The organism is Aureimonas glaciei (assembly GCF_014643375.1).
GTDB lineage: Bacteria > Pseudomonadota > Alphaproteobacteria > Rhizobiales > Rhizobiaceae > Plantimonas > Plantimonas glaciei.
Genome location: NZ_BMJJ01000009.1, coordinates 113,886 through 130,060 on the forward strand (window position 1 = coordinate 113,886; position 16,175 = coordinate 130,060).

The window sequence follows — 16,175 nt, forward strand, 5'->3', positions numbered from 1 at the left end:
AGTAGAGTCGATGGCTCAACGGAACCGTCCTGCAAATGCGCGTCTTTACCTGCCTCGCCTTCGAGCACAATCTCTGGTTCGTCCTACTGGCAGCTTTGATGTGTACGCTGGGATCGGTCGTCACCATCAACTTGGTTCGCCGCGCTGCGTCGACGACAGGACTGCCGCGCAACGGATGGTTGTTCCTGACGGCCGTCTCGGCCGGCTCGTCGATCTGGTCGACGCACTTCATCGCGATGCTGGGCTACGAAATTCCGGTCAGCGTTTCCATCAACCCGGTGCTGACCCTCGCCTCGGCCCTGATCGCCATCTTCGGGGCCGGGATCGGCTTTGCCGTGGCGTCGATCGGCAGGTCGCGGACCACCAACATCGTCGGCGGCGGGATCATCGGCCTGTCGGTGTCGGCCATGCACTATACCGGCATGTTCGGCTACCGCGTGCTGGGCATCGTCACCTGGGATTCCGGCTATATCGTCGCCTCGCTGGCGCTGGCCTGCCTGTTCTCGATCGCCGCCATGGACGCGATCCATCGCTGGTCGGCCGGCCTGTGGGCGCAGGCGTCGACCGGCTTGCTGATCCTGGCCATCGTCAGCCTGCATTTCACCGGCATGGCCGCGTTCCAGGTCGAGCCCATCCTGATCCATGAGTCCGGCCTCTCTTCCGATGCGCTCTACGCGCTCGCCATGGCGGTGCTGATCGTCGGGCTGATCATCCTGGGAACGGGCATTTCGAGCTATCTGATCGACGACCGCAACCGCGCGGACTCGACCGAAAAACTGCGTCTGATGGCTTTCCAGGATCCCCTGACCGGTCTGGCCAATCGCCGCGCCCTGCAGGACCGGATGAACACGCTTCTGTCGACCAGCAAGCCGTTTTCGATGCTCCTCCTCGACCTCGACCACTTCAAGAGCGTCAACGATTCCTACGGCCATGCCGCCGGCGACCAACTTCTCGTCCAGGCGACCCGCCGCCTGTGCGGTCTTCTCGGCGAGGATAGCTATGCCGCCCGCATCGGCGGGGACGAACTGGCGGTCCTCGTCACCGGCACGAAAGACAAGGGCTGGAACATCGCGCAGGCGGCCGTGCAGATCCTCATCCAGCCCTATCTGATCGATGGGCTGAGCGTCGAGGTCGGCTGCAGCATCGGTCTCAGCGCCTTTCCGGAGGCGGGCAACCATGAGGAGATCATGCGCCAGGCCGATATCGCGCTCTATGAGGCCAAGCGCCTCGGCCGCGGCCGGGCCTTTCCCTACGAGCCGGGCATGCTGGAAGCCGTCGAGGCCCGTTATGCGCTCGAGAGCGATCTCAAGGCGGCCATCCTGCACAGCCAGTTCTATCTGGCCTACCAGCCCCTGGTCGACCTGGCCTCCAAGCAGCCGATCGGCTTCGAGGCGCTCATCCGCTGGGAGCATCCGACGCGCGGACTCGTCTCGCCCGCGGATTTCATTCCCCTGGCGGAGGAGTGCGGCTGCATCGTCGAGATCGGCCAGTGGGTCCTCCTGGAGGCCTGCCGCGAGGCGATGACGTGGGAGGATCACCTGCATGTCGCCGTGAACGTCTCGGCCGTCCAGTTCAAGACGGCCGCCTTCCTCAGCCATGTCACGCAGGCGCTGGCGGAGAGCGGCCTGCCGGCTCACCGTCTGGAGATCGAGCTCACCGAGACGGCCATGGTCACCGACGGGCCCCGCGTCGCCCTGGCGCTGTCGGCGCTTCGGATGCTCGGCGTCAAAATCTCGATGGACGATTTCGGCACCGGCTACTCCTCCCTCGCGCATCTGCGCGACCTGCCGCTCGACCGGATCAAGATCGACCGGTCCTTCGTGTCCGCCGCCGCCTCGGACCCCAACTCCATGGCGGTCCTCGAGGCCATCACGCAGCTCGGGCGGACGATGAACATCCCGACGCTGGCGGAAGGCGTGGAAACCGACGAGCAGGTGGCGATGCTGCAAGCGCTGGGCTGCGACGCGGTCCAGGGGTTTCTCTTCGGCCGCCCCGCCCGGTCGGAGCACGCTCATGGCATCGACAAGAAATGGCGCGGCGAGGCCGGGAAACAGCACCGTTTCCGAGCTTAGGAACGGCGAGAGGGTCCGCCGCTGACCGCGCCCCCCTCAAATCATCGGCAGCCACACCGCCAGCGCCACCAGCGTCGCGAGCAGAACCGGCGGCGTGATCACCAAGCCGACCTTCATGTACTGCCCCCAGGTGATCGTCTGGCCCTTGCCGGCCAGGACGTGCAGCCAGAGGAGCGTGGCGAGGCTGCCGATGGGGGTGAATTTGGGGCCGAGGTCGTTGCCGATGACGTTGGCGTAGACCATCAGTTCCTGCGTCAGCGGCGCGAGGTCGGCCCGGTCGATGGCCAGCGCCCCGACGAGGGTGGCGGGCAGGTTGTTCATCACCGAGGCGAGGACGGCGATGACGAAGCCGGTGCCGACGGTGGCGACCATGTTGCCTTGGCGCGCGAGCCAGGTGAGGACGCCGGCGGCGATGTCGGTGAGGCCGGCATTTCCGAGGCCGTAGACGACGAGATACATGCCGATCGAGAACAGCACGATCTGCCATGGCGCGGCGCGCAGGACCTTTACTACGGGGATGACCGGCGTTCCCCCGCCGAACCAGCGGCCGGCGATGGCGACGAGGACGAGCGCGGCGGCGCCCGTGACGAAGGCGATGGGCACGGCGAACTGCGCGGTCACGAAATAGGCGACGAGGAGCACCGCCAGGAGCGGAAAGGCGGCGCGGAAGACGGAGGTGTCGCGGATCGCGGCGCGCGGTTCCTCCAGATCGTCGACCCGGTAGGCCTCGGGAATGTCGCGGCGGTAGTAGAGCCAGAGGACGAGGAGCGTCGCCAGGAGCGAAACGACATTCACCGGCACCATCACGGCGGCATAGCGGTCGAAGGAAATGGCGAAGTAGTTCGCGGTGACGATGTTGACGAGGTTGGAGATCACCAGCGGCAGGCTGGTGGAATCGGCGACGAAGCCGCAGGCAACGATGAAGGCGAGCGCCGCGCGCGGCGGGAAGTCGAGGCGGAGGAGGATGGCGAGGACGATCGGCGTCAAGAGCAGCGCCGCGCCGTCATTGGCGAACAGCGCCGAGATCGCGGCGCCGAGGAGGATGATCAGCGGAAACAGGCGATGTCCCCTTCCCCCGCCCCAGCGCGCCACGTGCAGCGCCGCCCAGGCAAAGAAGCCGGCCTCGTCGAGGATCAGCGAGATGACGATCAGCCCGACGAAGGTGAAGGTCGCGTCCCAGACGATGTGCCAGACGATCCCGACATCGGCCGGCTGCACCACGCCGAGGACGAGCGCGACGGCCGCGCCGCCGAGGGCCGACCAGCCGATGCCGAGCCCCCGAGGCTGCCAGATGACGAGAACGAGGGTGGCGCAAAAGATCGCGAAGGCGAGCATCGGCAGTCCGGAATTTTGGAGGAAGGGCGGGCGGGCCCTGCCTTAGCCGTTTCCTTCGCAGCGCAACAGCCATCGGCGGCGCGGCGGCCAGGTCACCCAGGCATCCCAAGGCTCGGCAGCCGAACGTTCGGCACCTTCTTCTAGCTGCCACAGGGCAACCCCTCGCCCGCTACTGGCCCGGAAGCCAGCCCCTCAGCGGTCGCCGCCGGATGCCGAATGCGCGAGCCGGCCGGCACGGCCGCCCGCGCTGCTGTCGTCGACCGCTGCTCGGGACAGGGGGGCTCGACGATCACGAGACCGCGGCCGCCGGGCCGCGGCTCAGGCGGTCGCGCCGCTGGCCGCGACGACCTCGCCGTCCTCCTTGGTGAAGGCACCGATGGCGGGATTGTCGAGGATCTCCAGCACCTTCTCCGAGGGGCGGCAGAGGCGCACGCCCTTCTCCGTGATGACGATCGGCCGGTCGATGAGGATGGGGTGGCGGATCATCTCGTCGAGCAGTTCCTCGTCGCCGATCGCCGGGTCGTCGAGACCGAGTTCGGCATAGGGCGTGCCCTTCTTGCGCAGGATGTCGCGCGGCGTGAGGCCCATCACGTCGAGAAGCTCGATCAGCGTCTCGCGCGAGGGCGGCGTCTTCAGATATTCGATGATCTCCGGCTCCTCGCCGGACTGGCGGATCATCGCCAACGTGTTGCGCGAGGTGCCGCATTCCGGGTTGTGGTAGATCGTGACGGTCATGGGTGTTCCTGTTGGCGACGGTAAGGGCCGCTTTCATGTGGCGCCGCAGCACGGCCGATCAAGCGGCGCCGACCGCATCGCACCGGCGGATGACAGGCGCATGTCCGTGCCGCCCCCTCGCGGGCGAAGACGCTCAGGAAATGCGCCGTGTCCGAAAGCCGCGCGCAGCGATGCTCAGGACGGGCGGCCCTTCGCCCGGTGCCACAGCCGGGCGACGGCGAGGAAGACGAAGAAACCGCTGGCGCCGATGCCTGCCATGACGACCAGGGCCGATCCCGGGCCGAAGACGGCGATCAGCGTCGACAGGACGACGGGCGCGGCGGCCGAACTCACCAGCTGCACCTGCGAGATCCGGCCGAGCCGCGCGCCGTAGCCGGCCGTGCCGAACAGCGCCAGCGGCAGCGTGCCGCGCACGACGCTGGTGAGGCCCGAGCCGAAGCCGAGAAGGACGGCGAAGGCGGCGGCGCCTGAGAAGGCCGGCGCCGTCGCGGCCAGCACCAGCGTGGCGACCGGCAGCAGCGCGCAGGCGACCAGCGTCGCCTCGATCGGATGGCGGCCGGAGCCACCAGCGAGGTTGGCGAAGCGGACGAGCACCTGCGCCGGCCCGAACAGCGCCGCCACGGTGACGCTGGCCGCCCCGATCCCGAGCGAGACCAGGATCGGGACCATCTGCGTCGAGATCGCCGAAAACAGGAATCCGCTCAGCGCGAAGCCGATGACGACGAGCCAGAGCGCAGCCTTCTGGAGATCGGGCGGCAGCACCCGGTCGTCGAAGCGCACCCGCGCCGCCACGTCCGGCACGGCATCGGCTTTGGGCACCCGCGCCAGCCGGCGCAGGACGAGATGGATCGGCATGGCGACGAAGAGATTGAGCCCGGCATAGAGGACCAGGATCCATCGCCAGTCCATCCGCTGCAAGAGGCCATCGGTCAAAGGCCAGAACAGGGTGGAGGCGAAGCCGGCGATCAGCGTCAGGTGGACGATGCGGCGCGGCGCCTCCCGGCCCTGATTCTGGGCGAGATAGGCGAAGGCGGCATTGTATTCGACGAAGGGCGAGCAGAGCCCGAGCGCCACGACGCCCGCGACGAAGAAGAGCCCCGTCGGCGCCCAGGCCACCAGGAGCAGCGCGGCGGCGGCGGCGACCGATCCGACGGCCATCACGCCGCTGGCGCCGCGGCGGTCGACGCAGCGGCCGGCGAAGGGCGCGACGAGACCGCCGGCCAACAGCGAGGCGGACAGCGCCGCGAAGATCCAAGGCAGCGGCCAGTCGAACGCCCGCGCCATTTCCGGCGCGAGGATGGCATAGGCATAGTACAGCGTGCCGTAGCCGACGATCTGGCTGAGCCCGAGCAGCCACACGGCGGCGGGCCCGAAGGTCAGCGCCCGGAGGGCGATCGGTGATCTCATCCCTGTCACGTCCAGATCAGCGGAGAATCGCGGCGAAGCTGCCGGCAGGGCCCCGGCAGGGGCGGCCCGGCCCTTGCAGCATTCGGCGAGGGGAAAGGCAATGCGTCCGCGCCCGGAAAGGCAGTCTCCCTGACGAATCCGCGCCGTCGACGGCCGCAGAGGCACGGGGCCGCGGCAAGGCGGCATTCGGTGCCGCACGAAGACGTTCCGGGCACCAGCACGGGATCGCCGAATCGCCCGGCGATATCGGCCCGCTCGCCGCGCCGGGCGGGGTCGCCCTGGGCGCGAAAAAATTCCGGCACCGGGTGGATGGAAAGCGCGCGGGCTCCGTATATGCGGCATGAAGGATCGACGCCCCGACATCGACGTGCTCGCCGAACTGCCCGGCATGCGGCGATACGCGCTGGCGCTGACGCGCAATCCGGCGGATGCCGAGGATCTCGTCCACGACACGCTGGTGCGGGCGCTCGAGCGCAACGGGCAGTATCGGTCGGGCAGCAGTCTTCGCGCATGGCTCCTCGCCATCCTGCACAACCGCTTCGTCGACGGCTTGCGCTCGCGACGGTCCGAGAAGGTGCGCGATACCGAGTTTGGGCAGGCGATCGCGCCCGCCGTGCCGCCCGCCCAGGAAGCGGCGCTGATGCTGGACGACACGCGGCGGGCTTTCGCCGCCCTGCCCGACGACCAGCGCGCGGCGCTGCATCTCGTGGCGGTCGAGGGACTGCCCTACGAGGAGGCCGCGGCCGCGCTCGGCATTCCCGTCGGCACCCTCGTCTCGCGGATCTCGCGGGCCCGGGCCCGGCTTCGGGCCGCCGAGGAGCCGCAGGCGGGCTCGAACGTCATCCCTCTCAAGACGGTCAAAGGAGTCGATGGCCATGGTTCGTGAGCCGATTTCCGAGACGGATCTCGTCGTCTATGTCGACGGCCAGTTGGCGCCCGAGCGGCGCATCGCGATCGAGACCGCGCTGGCGCTCGACCCGGCTGCAGCCGCGCGCGTGATGGCGGATCTGCGCGATCGCGACATCCTGCGGCTCGCGGCCGGCGCGGAGACGCTGCACCGGCCAGAGACGGGGGAAGCCGCGCGCCGCCTGCAAAGCACGCTCCGGCTCCGGCGGTTGGGCACGTCGCTGAGGCGGGTGGCGGCCGTCGGTCTCCTCCTGTCCTTCGGCTGGGCGGCGAACGAGGTGGCGGGACCGATCGGCGTGCGCGAGAGCGTCGCCTCCTCCCTGCCCCCGGCCTTCGTCGGCGATGCGCTGATGGCGCACCGGACGAGCGAGATCCGCGCCGGCATGGCGTCGCAGCCCGGCGTCAAGCGGCTCGACCCGGCCGAGATCCTGGCCGCGACGGCGATCACCATGCCGGTGCTGCCGGCGCGCTGGACGATCGACGACGTGCAGGTCTTCCCCTCGCCTTTCGGCCCGAGCGTCGAGACGGCGATCCAGACCACGGAATTCGGGCGGCTGTCGCTGTTTGCGGTTCGCCCCGGCACCTTCGACGTGATCGCGCCGACGATCACGGGCGAAACCGATGTCGTCGCCGCCTACTGGCAGATCGGCGACGTCGCCTACGCGCTGGTCACCCAATCGGCGGAGCGCGGCGCCCTCGCTGAGGCCGCCGACCGGCTGGCCGCGACGCTTCACTGAGACCGGCAAACCCGTCGGCCTCAGCCCTGCCTCACCCCACCACCCCACCCCCAAGGAGTTGAGTTCATGAACATTCCCGCTTCCGGCTGGCGCACCGGCGCCGACCGCAACGCCCAGGCCGGCGCCCTCTTCGACGAGGGCCTGCGCCAGCACATGCTGCGCGTCTACAACTACATGGGCCTCGGCCTCGTGCTCACCGGCCTTGTCGCCTACATCGTCGGCAACACGCCGGCGCTCTACGTGCCGATCTTCTCCTCGCCGCTGAAGTGGGTGGTGATGCTGGCGCCGCTCGCCTTCGTGCTGGTGTTCTCGTTCAAGATCCAGACCATGTCGGCCGCCACCGCCCAGGCCGCCTTCTGGGGCTTCTGCGCGGTGATGGGCCTGTCGATGGCCTCCATCTTTCTCGTCTTCACCGGCGCCAGCATCGCCAACACCTTCTTCATCGCCGCCTCGATGTTCGGCGCGACCAGCCTCTACGGCTACACGACGAAGCGTGACCTGACCCAGATGGGGTCCTTCCTCATCATGGGCCTCATCGGCGTCGTCATCGCCTCGGTCGCCAACATCTTCATCGGCTCCTCGGCGCTGCAGTTCGCCGTCTCGGTCATCGGCATCATCGTCTTCGTCGGCCTGACCGCCTGGGACACCCAGAACATCAAGGAACAGTATGCCGAGCACTTCTCGGACGAGTCGCGCCAGAAGATGGCCGTGTTCGGGGCCTTCTCGCTGTTCCTGAACTTCGTCAACATCTTCCAGCTGCTGCTCAACTTCACCGGCGAGCGCGAATAGCAGCCACGGGAGACCGTCGTCGCCGGTGGCGTGCCCCCTGGGCACGGCCATCGGCGACCCGTTCGCCGACAGGCGAGACCGCTGCGGCGGAACCTGCGGCCGATGGGCCACAGGTGGAGGCCGCCGATTGTGACGGTCGCGGCTTTGACGACTTCGGCGACGAGGTCTGCTAGATCCGCGCCTGACAAGGCACGGGCAGCCAGTGTACATTGCCCGTGCCTGTCCCCTGACGCGCCCGTGCCGTCGATCCAGAGACCAACCCGATGGCAGAAATTTTCCCGTCGATCCCGGCCGCAGCGCTCGGTCCCATCGGATCGTCGCGGGTGGGGCATGTTCCTGCTCCTCTTGGCCTGGCGGCATGAACAGCGTCGAGGCGACCGACGCCGCGGCGGGAGGCGACGACGACTCGCAGCATCCGCCGCGAAGCCTTCCCGTTCTGATCCTCGGCAGCGTCGGCATCGTCTATGGCGACATCGGCACCAGCCCGCTCTACGCGATGAAGGAATCGCTCCTGCACGCAGGCGCCTCGCCGAGCGCGCCGGAGATCATCGGCATCGTCTCGCTGCTGGTCTGGTCGCTGATCGTGGTCGTGACGCTGAAATACGTCGTCCTGATCCTGCGCGCCGACAACCAGGGCGAAGGCGGCGCGCTGGCGCTGATGGCGCTGACGCAGCGCGCGCTGGCGCGGCGCAGCACGCTCGTCCTTGTGCTCGGCACGCTCGGCGCCGCCCTCTTCTACGGCGATGCGATCCTGACGCCGGCCATTTCCGTCCTCTCGGCCGTCGAAGGCCTGAAGGTCACCTCGCCCGGGCTCGAGGCCTATGTCGTCCCGATCTCGCTCGCTCTGATCGTCGGGCTCTACGCCGTGCAGTCCTTCGGCACGTCGAAGGTGGCGGGCTTCTTCGGCCCGATCATGTCGACCTGGTTTCTCGTCCTCGGCCTCATCGGCCTCGTCCACCTCGTTGCCAATCCAGCCATCCTGACGGCCCTCAATCCGATCAACGGCCTCTGGTTCATGACCAGCCACGGCATCGTCGGCTTCACCGTGCTCGGCTCCGTATTCCTGGCGGTCACCGGGGCGGAGGCGCTCTATGCCGATCTCGGGCATTTCGGCAAGAAGCCGATCCGCTTCGCCTGGCTCTTCATCGTCGCGCCCTGCCTCATCCTCAACTATCTCGGCCAAGGCGCCTTCGCGCTTTCCGATCCCGCCGCGATCGAGAACCTGTTCTTCCTCTCGGCGCCCGAATGGGCCCGGCTGCCGCTCGTCTTCCTGGCCACCGCGGCGACGATCATCGCCGGCCAGGCGGTGATCACGGGGGCCTTCTCGCTGACCCAGCAGGCGATCCAGCTCGGCCTTCTGCCGCGCCTCGAAATCGAGCACACCTCGGCCACCGAGCGCGGGCAGATCTACCTGCCGACGATCAACTGGCTGATGCTCGCCGGCGTCGTCGCCCTCGTTTTGTCCTTCGGCAGCTCCTCGGCGCTGGCTGCCGCCTACGGCATCGCCGTGACGGGAACCATGGTGGTGACCAGCCTGATGGCGATCGTCGTCTTCGCCTATGGCTGGAAATGGGGAATCGGCCTCGCCCTCCTCGTCGTCCTGCCGTTCCTCGCCATCGACATGGCCTTCCTCGCCGCCAACGCGCTGAAGATCGTCGACGGCGGCTGGCTGCCGCTGGTGATCGCGGCCATCATCATGGGCCTCATGGGCATCTGGATGCGCGGAACGCGCCTCGCCACCCGCAAGGCGACGGAGAGCAGCGAGAAGCTGACCGACTTCACGCGGATGATGGAGCGCTCGTCGGTGACGCGGGTGCCGGGCACGGCGATCTTCCTGACCTCGACGCCGGAGATCGTGCCGGACGCGCTGCGCCACAACCTCAAGCACAACCATGTCCTGCACGAGAGCAATGTCGTCCTGACCGTGCGCACCACGACCGCGCCCTTCGTGCCCGAGGCGCGCCGCGCGTCGCTCGAGCGGATCGACAAGAACTTCTGGTCGCTGGAACTGCGCTACGGCTTCCTCGAGGAGCCCAATATCCTGAAAGCCCTCATCCAGGTGCGCGGCGGGCTGAAATTCGACATCATGTCGACGACCTTCTTCGTCGGACGCCGGTCGATCAAGGCCGGGCGCACGCGGCTGATGCCGCGCTGGCAGCGGAGCCTATTCATCAAGATGGCGCGGCATTCCTACGACGCGATCGACTATTTTCAGATTCCGGCGAACCGCGTCGTGGAGCTGGGGACACGGGTCAACCTGTGACGGTGCAGCCCGCCCCCGAAAAGCGCTTCCCGAGCCGCTGGATCCGGCATGCGCGGGACGCCTGGCACGGACGGGTCCCGCTCGCCCGACTGTGCCTCGTCGACATGCTCATCTGGGGCACGATCGTCAATCTGACGACGTCCGGCGTCTCGCTCGCGTTGCTGGCGACCGGCGCACCGGTCCCTCTGGTGCTTCTCGTCTGGGTCGCCTGCTGGCCGCTGAACGCCTTCCTCTGCCTCAGCGTCTGGCGCACGGCAGCAGTGCGGCCGGGGCCGTTTTCGAGCCTTGCTGGCCCTTTCGCCACGCTGTGGGCCCTGGCGATCTCCGCCGTCTGAGGCAAGGCGCGCGCCCCGCACGGCCCGCCGGACATCCGCTCGCCCTCTTCACCCGTTCGCGCGGCGAGCCTTCCCACGAAAGCCGAGAAGAGACCTTTGCACGGCGCCGGTTTGACCGAGGTCAAACCCGGCGAAGCCTATTCCGCTAGGCTGCCGCCACCTGCCGAGCCGCCACGACACCCTTTTCACGCGATCCCCGCCCTTCCGTCTCCGCGCCGCCGATCGTCCGACGTCTCCCGCGAACCGGGATCCGTGCAAGATGCGCGGGAAGCGGACACCGCGCCGCCAGCGCGCCCTCCGACCACCGCGACCCGGCTCCCGCCAGAACCAAGGACCGATCGATGCCCCCTGCGCACAGCCAATCCGTCGAGACCTGTCTCGCCGCCCTCGGCACCGGGCCCGACGGGCTGACCGCCGGCGAGGCGGCGCGCCGGCTGGCCCAGCATGGCGCCAACCGCTTGCCGGAGGCCCGGCGGCGCGGACCGGTCCGCCGCTTCCTGGCTCAGTTCCAGAACGTGCTGATCTTCGTCCTCATCGGCGCCGCACTCGTCACCGGCGCGCTCCAGCACTGGGTCGACACCGGCGTCATCGTCGCGGTCGTCCTCGCCAACGCCATCATCGGCTTCATCCAGGAGGGCAAAGCCGAGGCGGCGCTGGCCGCGATCCGCGGGATGCTCGCGCCGCACGCGGCAGTGCTGCGCGATGGCCATCGCGTTTCGGTCGATGGCGCCGAGCTCGTGCCGGGCGACATCGTCCTGCTGGAGGCCGGCGACAAGGTTCCGGCGGATCTGCGGGTGGTGCAAGCGCATGGGCTGGCGGCCGAGGAAGCCATGCTGACGGGCGAATCCGTCCCGGTCGACAAGACGGCCGATCCGGTCGCGGAAGACGCCGCCCTCGGCGACCGGCGCTCCATGCTCTGGTCGGGCACGCTCCTGACCCAGGGCACCGCGCGCGGCCTGGTGGTCGCGACCGGCGCCGCGACCGAGATCGGCCGCATCGGCACGCTGCTGGCGGGAGTGGAGCAGCTCCAGACGCCGCTGCTGGCGCAGATGGATCATTTTGCGCGCTGGCTGTCCTTCCTGATCCTCCTGGCGGCCGCGCTCCTCCTCGCCTACGGCACTTACGTCGCGCACTACGACTTCGCCGACCTGTTCATGGTCGTCGTCGGCGTCGCCGTGGCGGCGATCCCCGAGGGCCTGCCAGCGGTCATGACCATTTCGCTCGCCATCGGCGTCAAGGCCATGGCGCGCCGCAACGCCATCGTCCGGCGCCTGCCGGCCATCGAGGCGATCGGCTCGGTCTCGGTGATCTGCACCGACAAGACCGGGACGCTGACCCGTAACGAAATGGTCGTCGCCGTGGCCGAGACACCGGAGGGCGTGTTCGAGATCGCCGGCGAGGGCTACGCCCCCGAAGGCCGGATCACGCCGCCGGGAAACCTCGACGCCCTCGCCCGCGCGGCGGCGCTGTGCAACGACGCGCAACTGCGGCAGACCGGCGGTCACTGGACCGTCGAGGGCGACCCGATGGAGGGCGCCCTGCTCGCTTTCGCCGGCAAGGCACGCCCGCAAGCGAGGCCGGACACACGCCGGCTGGACGCCATCCCCTTCGACAGCCGCCACCGCTACATGGCCGTCCTGACCGAGGGGCCGGAGGGCCGCATGATCGCAGTCAAGGGCGCGCCCGAAAGGGTCTTGCGCATGTGCTGCGACATTGATCTGAAACGCTGGCACGACAGGGCCGAGGCCCTGGCGCGCCGGGGCCTGCGCGTGCTGGCGCTGGCGGAGCGAGCGCAGGCCGGCGACCGGATCGATGCCGCGACCCTCGAAGGCGGGCTTGTCCTCCTCGGCCTCGTCGGCCTGTTCGACCCGCCGCGCCCCGAGGCGATCGCGGCGGTGGCCGAGTGCCGGGCGGCCGGCATCAGAGTGAAGATGATCACCGGCGACCATGCCGGCACGGCCGCGGCCATCGCCGCGAAGGTGGGCCTTGCCCATCCGGACCGGGTGCTGACCGGCGCCGACCTCGACAGGCTCGACGACGCGCAGCTGGCGCTGGAGGTCGGCAGCGTCGACGTCTTCGCCCGCACCAGCCCGGAGCACAAGCTGCGGCTGGTGACGGCGCTTCAGGCGAACGGGCTGACGGTGGCGATGACCGGCGACGGGGTGAACGACGCCCCCTCGCTGAAGCGCGCCGATGTCGGCATCGCGATGGGGCGGAAGGGCTCGGAGGCCGCCAAGGAGGCCGCTGATCTCGTGCTCGCCGACGACAATTTTGCCTCCATCGCCGCGGCCGTGCGCGAGGGGCGAACGGTCTTCGACAATCTGAAGAAGGTCATCAGTTGGACCCTGCCGACGAATGCCGGCGAATCCCTGGTCGTGGTGCTGGCGCTGCTGGCCGGCCATGCTCTGCCGATCACCGCCGTCCAGATCCTGTGGATCAACCTGATCACCGCCATCACCCTCGGGCTTGCCCTCGCCTTCGAGCCGACCGAGGCGGGAACCATGGCGCGCCCTCCCCGGCCACGCGGCGCGCCGATCCTGACGGGCTCACTGGTCTGGCACGTCGCGCTGGTGGCGATCCTGTTCCTGGCGGCGGTATCGGGCATCTTCTCCTACGCGACCGACAGGGGCTACCCGATCGAACTGGCCCGGACCATGGCGATGAATACCCTGGTGGTGCTGGAGATCTTCCACCTCTTCTTCGTGCGCAACATCCACGGGACATCGCTGACCTTCGCCGCCGTGCGCGGCACGCGGGTCGTCTGGATCGTGGTCGTCACCATCACCACGGCGCAGCTCGCGGTGACTTACCTCGCCCCCTTGCAGGCGATCTTCGGCACAAGGGCCGTGCCGCTCCTCGACGGGCTTCTGATCCTCGGCGTGGGCGTCGCCTTCTTCGCCGTGATCGAGATCGAGAAGCAGATCAGGCTGGGCCTCGTCGGACAGGATCGATCCTGAGCCTTCGCGGCTCCGGGCCAGGGCGTTTGCCCGGAGCCGCCGCCTGCTTGGCCTTTCCCGGTCCTGGCGCGACGCTCAGCGCCGGCGGCGCAGGATCATGCCGCCGTGATGCAGGGTGTCGGCATCGACGAAGTCGCCGTCCGCGGTGAAGCCGGTATCGTCCCAGTACTCGATATGGCTGCCGGTCACCGCGTAGCGCCCGCGATAGGCGCTTTCGCGGCTGCCGCGCGCCTCGTCGTAACGCCCGTTCGGCAGGAGTTCGTGGCGCACTTGCCCGTCCTCGGTCACCCAGAGACCGACATAGGGATGGGCGGACGCGGCGGCGGGGCCGGTCGTCTCCTGCGCTGGGGCGAGGGTCGCGAGAGCCGTCGCGAGAAGAAAGCCGCCGCCGATCGCCGCGCGCATCAGCCGACGGTCCGGGTGGGGCGGACGACGATCTCGTTGACGTCGACATCCTCCGGCTGTTCGAGCGCATAGCGCACGGCGCGGCCGATCGCATCCGGCCGCAGGGCGACGCTGCGATAGCTCTTCATCAGCGCGGCCGTATCGGCATCGGTGATGGTGTTCGCCAATTCGCTCTCGACGACGCCGGGATGGATGCAGGTCACGCGCAGATCGCTCCGCTCCTGGCGCAGACCGTCCGAGATCGCGCGCACGGCGAATTTCGTGGCGCAGTAGACGGCGGCCGTCGGCGAGACGGCGAGCGCGCCGATCGAGGCGATGTTGACGATGTGGCCCGAGCCGCGCGCCGTCATCTCCGGCAGCACCGCGGCGATGCCGTGGAGAACGCCGCGGATGTTGACGTCGATCATGAGGTCCCATTCGTCGACCTTGAGGGACGCCAGGGGCGACAGCGGCATGACGCCGGCATTGTTGACGATCGCGTCGATCCGGCCGAAGGCGGCGCGGCCGGCCTCGGCAAAGGCAGCGACGTCCGCCCGGTCCGTCACATCAAGGCGGCGGGTCTCGACCGTGGCACCGCTGCGGCGAAGCTCGGCGGCCAGCGCCTCCAGACGGTCGGTGCGGCGCGCGCCGAGGAGCAGCGTGGCGCCGGCCGCCGCGAGTTCGCGAGCGATGCCCTCGCCGATCCCGCTCGATGCGCCGGTGATGAGAACGACCTTGTCCAGTGCCATGGGATGTCCCTTTCCTGATGGGTTTCTGCAAGACCGTCGACGCGGTTGGCCCGGCCCGACGGTTGCGACACATCTAGAGACGCGTCATTGTCCGCAGAAGCCGTCGCCTCCTTCACAGCTTGGAAAGCTGAGCTAACCAATGCGTGCCGATCTCAACGCCCTCGCCGTCTTCGCCGTGGTGGCCGAAGAGCGCAGCTTCCAGGCCGCGGCCAACCGTCTCGGCGTCACGCGGTCGGCCGTCAGCCAGTCGCTGCGGCGCCTGGAAGAGACGCTCGGCGTCGCTCTTGTCAGACGGACGACACGCAGCATGAGCCTCACCGAGGCGGGCGAGCGGCTCCGCCTCGACATCGCGCCCGCCCTCGCCGGCGTGACGGCGGCGCTGGAGACGGCACGGCATCCGGGATCGACGGTGCGCGGACGGCTGCGGCTCGCCGTCTCCTCGATCGCGGAGACCGTCCTGTCCGGCCCGCTTCTCGCCAGCTTTGCCGACACCCATCCGCAGGTGCAGGTCGACGTGCTCGTCACCGACGAGGAGTTCGACATCGTGGCGGAGGGTTTTGACGCGGGCGTGAGGCTCGGCGAGGTGATCGAGCAGGACATGGTGGCCATCCCGGTTTCGGGCGACCAGCGCCAGCTCGCCGTCTGCGCCCCGCGTTATCTCGAGCGAGCCGGAACCGCTCCGGCGCACCCGCGCGAGCTGGCGGCGCACCGCTGCATCGGCTGGCGGCCGGCGCCCCGGGCGGAGCCCTATCGCTGGGAGTTCACAGAGGCCGGCCGCGACTTCGCGGTCGCCGTCGAGCCGGCCATCACCACCAACGACATGGCCCTGATGATGCGCCTCGCCCTCTGCGGCGCCGGCATCACCTTCGGCATGGAGGAGACGTTTCGGCGGCACCTCGACAGCGGGGAACTCGTGCCCCTGCTCGAAGGCTTCTGCCCGCCCTTCCCCGGCTTCTACGCCTATTACCCGAGCCGCCGGCACATGGAGCCAAAGCTTCGGGCCTTCGTCGACCATATCCGCAAGGAGCGGCCAGGCCGCAGCTGAGGAACCGGAGCGACGCCGATCCGGCGTGCAGGCGTCGAAACAGGAGGGAGATTGTGGGCGATCGCCCCATGGGGGGCGCGAGGGCCGATCGAGGGTAGGATCTTGGAGCGGGCGATGGGGATCGAACCCACGACATCCAGCTTGGGAAGCTGGCGTTCTACCGCTGAACTACGCCCGCGCTCGAGTAAAAGTCTTAGAGAATGTGGGGTTTCAGCGCAAGGGTTTCGGTGAGACCGCCCCCTTTTCCGGGACGGCAGCGCGCTGTGGCATCAGGCGTCGGACGTCTGTCTGTCGGACGTCAACCTGCCCGTGCTGAGGACGCCCGTTCTCGTGGATGCTTCGCCTCCGACATGAGACCCCGGTCGACACCGCTCGGCGATGAGGTCAGCCATCACGCGGCCAGGACACCGGCGGCTGATGACGCGGCGGCCAGACGCGCCGTCTGCCCACGCTGTCCCGAT

At 68.9% G+C, this 16,175-nt stretch carries 13 protein-coding genes and 1 tRNA gene; 8 read left to right on the top strand and 6 right to left on the bottom strand.

Annotated elements, in window-relative coordinates; genetic code table 11:
* The first annotated feature begins 35 nt into the window (after window positions 1–35).
* Entirely contained in the window at window positions 36–2,072 is a 2,037-nt protein-coding gene (locus IEX88_RS17910) for a putative bifunctional diguanylate cyclase/phosphodiesterase (protein WP_188853298.1), read from the top strand.
* A 36-nt stretch (window positions 2,073–2,108) separates the two neighbouring features.
* On the opposite strand, the gene IEX88_RS17915 is transcribed toward IEX88_RS17910, so the two are convergent.
* The 3 genes from IEX88_RS17915 to arsK all read right to left on the bottom strand — a co-directional run bounded on the left by IEX88_RS17915 (window position 2,109) and on the right by arsK (window position 5,549).
* Complete coding sequence (locus tag IEX88_RS17915; protein WP_188853300.1) at window positions 2,109–3,407, bottom strand: arsenic transporter; 1,299 nt, start codon at window positions 3,405–3,407, stop codon at window positions 2,109–2,111.
* Between the two features lie 318 nt (window positions 3,408–3,725).
* A complete protein-coding gene (gene arsC, locus IEX88_RS17920; RefSeq protein ID WP_188853302.1) occupies window positions 3,726–4,142 on the bottom strand; it encodes an arsenate reductase (glutaredoxin) in 417 nt (138 codons plus the stop codon).
* Window positions 4,143–4,316: 174 nt separating this feature from the next.
* Window positions 4,317–5,549, bottom strand: a complete 1,233-nt coding sequence (gene arsK, locus IEX88_RS17925; RefSeq protein WP_188853304.1) for an arsenite efflux MFS transporter ArsK — start codon at window positions 5,547–5,549, stop codon at window positions 4,317–4,319.
* 340 nt (window positions 5,550–5,889) lie between these two features.
* Here arsK and IEX88_RS17930 point away from each other — a divergent pair, with 340 nt between their 5' ends.
* The 6 genes from IEX88_RS17930 to IEX88_RS17955 all read left to right on the top strand — a co-directional run bounded on the left by IEX88_RS17930 (window position 5,890) and on the right by IEX88_RS17955 (window position 13,536).
* Window positions 5,890–6,435 carry a sigma-70 family RNA polymerase sigma factor gene (locus tag IEX88_RS17930; RefSeq protein ID WP_188853307.1) on the top strand — a complete coding sequence of 182 codons (546 nt, stop codon included), beginning with the start codon at window positions 5,890–5,892 and terminating at the stop codon, window positions 6,433–6,435.
* Window positions 6,425–7,192: an anti-sigma factor gene (locus IEX88_RS17935; RefSeq protein ID WP_308423855.1), complete on the top strand. Its 768-nt coding sequence runs from the start codon at window positions 6,425–6,427 to the stop codon at window positions 7,190–7,192. The genes IEX88_RS17930 and IEX88_RS17935 overlap by 11 nt, the downstream gene beginning before the upstream one ends.
* A gap of 66 nt (window positions 7,193–7,258) precedes the next feature.
* Window positions 7,259–7,981 (top strand): Bax inhibitor-1/YccA family protein, encoded by a 723-nt coding sequence (locus tag IEX88_RS17940; protein ID WP_188853311.1) that lies wholly within the window; start codon window positions 7,259–7,261, stop codon window positions 7,979–7,981.
* A 358-nt stretch (window positions 7,982–8,339) separates the two neighbouring features.
* Entirely contained in the window at window positions 8,340–10,244 is a 1,905-nt protein-coding gene (locus IEX88_RS17945; protein WP_188853313.1) for a potassium transporter Kup, read from the top strand.
* Window positions 10,241–10,579, top strand: coding sequence for a hypothetical protein (locus tag IEX88_RS17950; RefSeq protein WP_188853315.1), 339 nt, complete (start codon window positions 10,241–10,243; stop codon window positions 10,577–10,579). Before IEX88_RS17945 ends, IEX88_RS17950 begins: the two co-directional genes overlap by 4 nt.
* 341 nt (window positions 10,580–10,920) lie before the next feature.
* Complete coding sequence (locus IEX88_RS17955; protein WP_188853317.1) at window positions 10,921–13,536, top strand: HAD-IC family P-type ATPase; 2,616 nt, start codon at window positions 10,921–10,923, stop codon at window positions 13,534–13,536.
* A gap of 75 nt (window positions 13,537–13,611) precedes the next feature.
* Here IEX88_RS17955 and IEX88_RS26885 read toward each other — a convergent pair whose 3' ends face one another.
* Window positions 13,612–13,941, bottom strand: a complete 330-nt coding sequence (locus tag IEX88_RS26885; protein ID WP_188853319.1) for an Atu4866 domain-containing protein — start codon at window positions 13,939–13,941, stop codon at window positions 13,612–13,614.
* Window positions 13,941–14,669 (bottom strand): SDR family oxidoreductase, encoded by a 729-nt coding sequence (locus IEX88_RS17965; protein ID WP_188853320.1) that lies wholly within the window; start codon window positions 14,667–14,669, stop codon window positions 13,941–13,943. Before IEX88_RS17965 ends, IEX88_RS26885 begins: the two co-directional genes overlap by 1 nt.
* Before the next feature lie 139 nt (window positions 14,670–14,808).
* Here IEX88_RS17965 and IEX88_RS17970 point away from each other — a divergent pair, with 139 nt between their 5' ends.
* The gene (locus IEX88_RS17970) at window positions 14,809–15,714 is read left to right on the top strand and encodes a LysR family transcriptional regulator (protein WP_188853322.1); all 906 of its coding nucleotides are present in this window, start codon (window positions 14,809–14,811) and stop codon (window positions 15,712–15,714) included.
* Between the two features lie 103 nt (window positions 15,715–15,817).
* On the opposite strand, the gene IEX88_RS17975 is transcribed toward IEX88_RS17970, so the two are convergent.
* Window positions 15,818–15,892 (bottom strand) — tRNA-Gly (locus IEX88_RS17975).
* Window positions 15,893–16,175 lie beyond the last annotated feature (283 nt).

Coding starts and splice junctions, on each gene's coding strand:
- IEX88_RS17955 (WP_188853317.1), top strand. CDS start 10,921: ATGCCCCCTGCGCACAGCCAATCCGTCGAGACCTGTCTCGCCGCCCTC.
- IEX88_RS17930 (WP_188853307.1), top strand. CDS start 5,890: ATGAAGGATCGACGCCCCGACATCGACGTGCTCGCCGAACTGCCCGGC.
- arsC (WP_188853302.1), bottom strand. CDS start 4,142: ATGACCGTCACGATCTACCACAACCCGGAATGCGGCACCTCGCGCAAC.
- IEX88_RS17940 (WP_188853311.1), top strand. CDS start 7,259: ATGAACATTCCCGCTTCCGGCTGGCGCACCGGCGCCGACCGCAACGCC.
- IEX88_RS17970 (WP_188853322.1), top strand. CDS start 14,809: ATGCGTGCCGATCTCAACGCCCTCGCCGTCTTCGCCGTGGTGGCCGAA.
- IEX88_RS26885 (WP_188853319.1), bottom strand. CDS start 13,941: ATGCGCGCGGCGATCGGCGGCGGCTTTCTTCTCGCGACGGCTCTCGCG.
- IEX88_RS17915 (WP_188853300.1), bottom strand. CDS start 3,407: ATGCTCGCCTTCGCGATCTTTTGCGCCACCCTCGTTCTCGTCATCTGG.
- arsK (WP_188853304.1), bottom strand. CDS start 5,549: ATGAGATCACCGATCGCCCTCCGGGCGCTGACCTTCGGGCCCGCCGCC.
- IEX88_RS17935 (WP_308423855.1), top strand. CDS start 6,425: ATGGTTCGTGAGCCGATTTCCGAGACGGATCTCGTCGTCTATGTCGAC.
- IEX88_RS17910 (WP_188853298.1), top strand. CDS start 36: ATGCGCGTCTTTACCTGCCTCGCCTTCGAGCACAATCTCTGGTTCGTC.
- IEX88_RS17945 (WP_188853313.1), top strand. CDS start 8,340: ATGAACAGCGTCGAGGCGACCGACGCCGCGGCGGGAGGCGACGACGAC.
- IEX88_RS17965 (WP_188853320.1), bottom strand. CDS start 14,669: ATGGCACTGGACAAGGTCGTTCTCATCACCGGCGCATCGAGCGGGATC.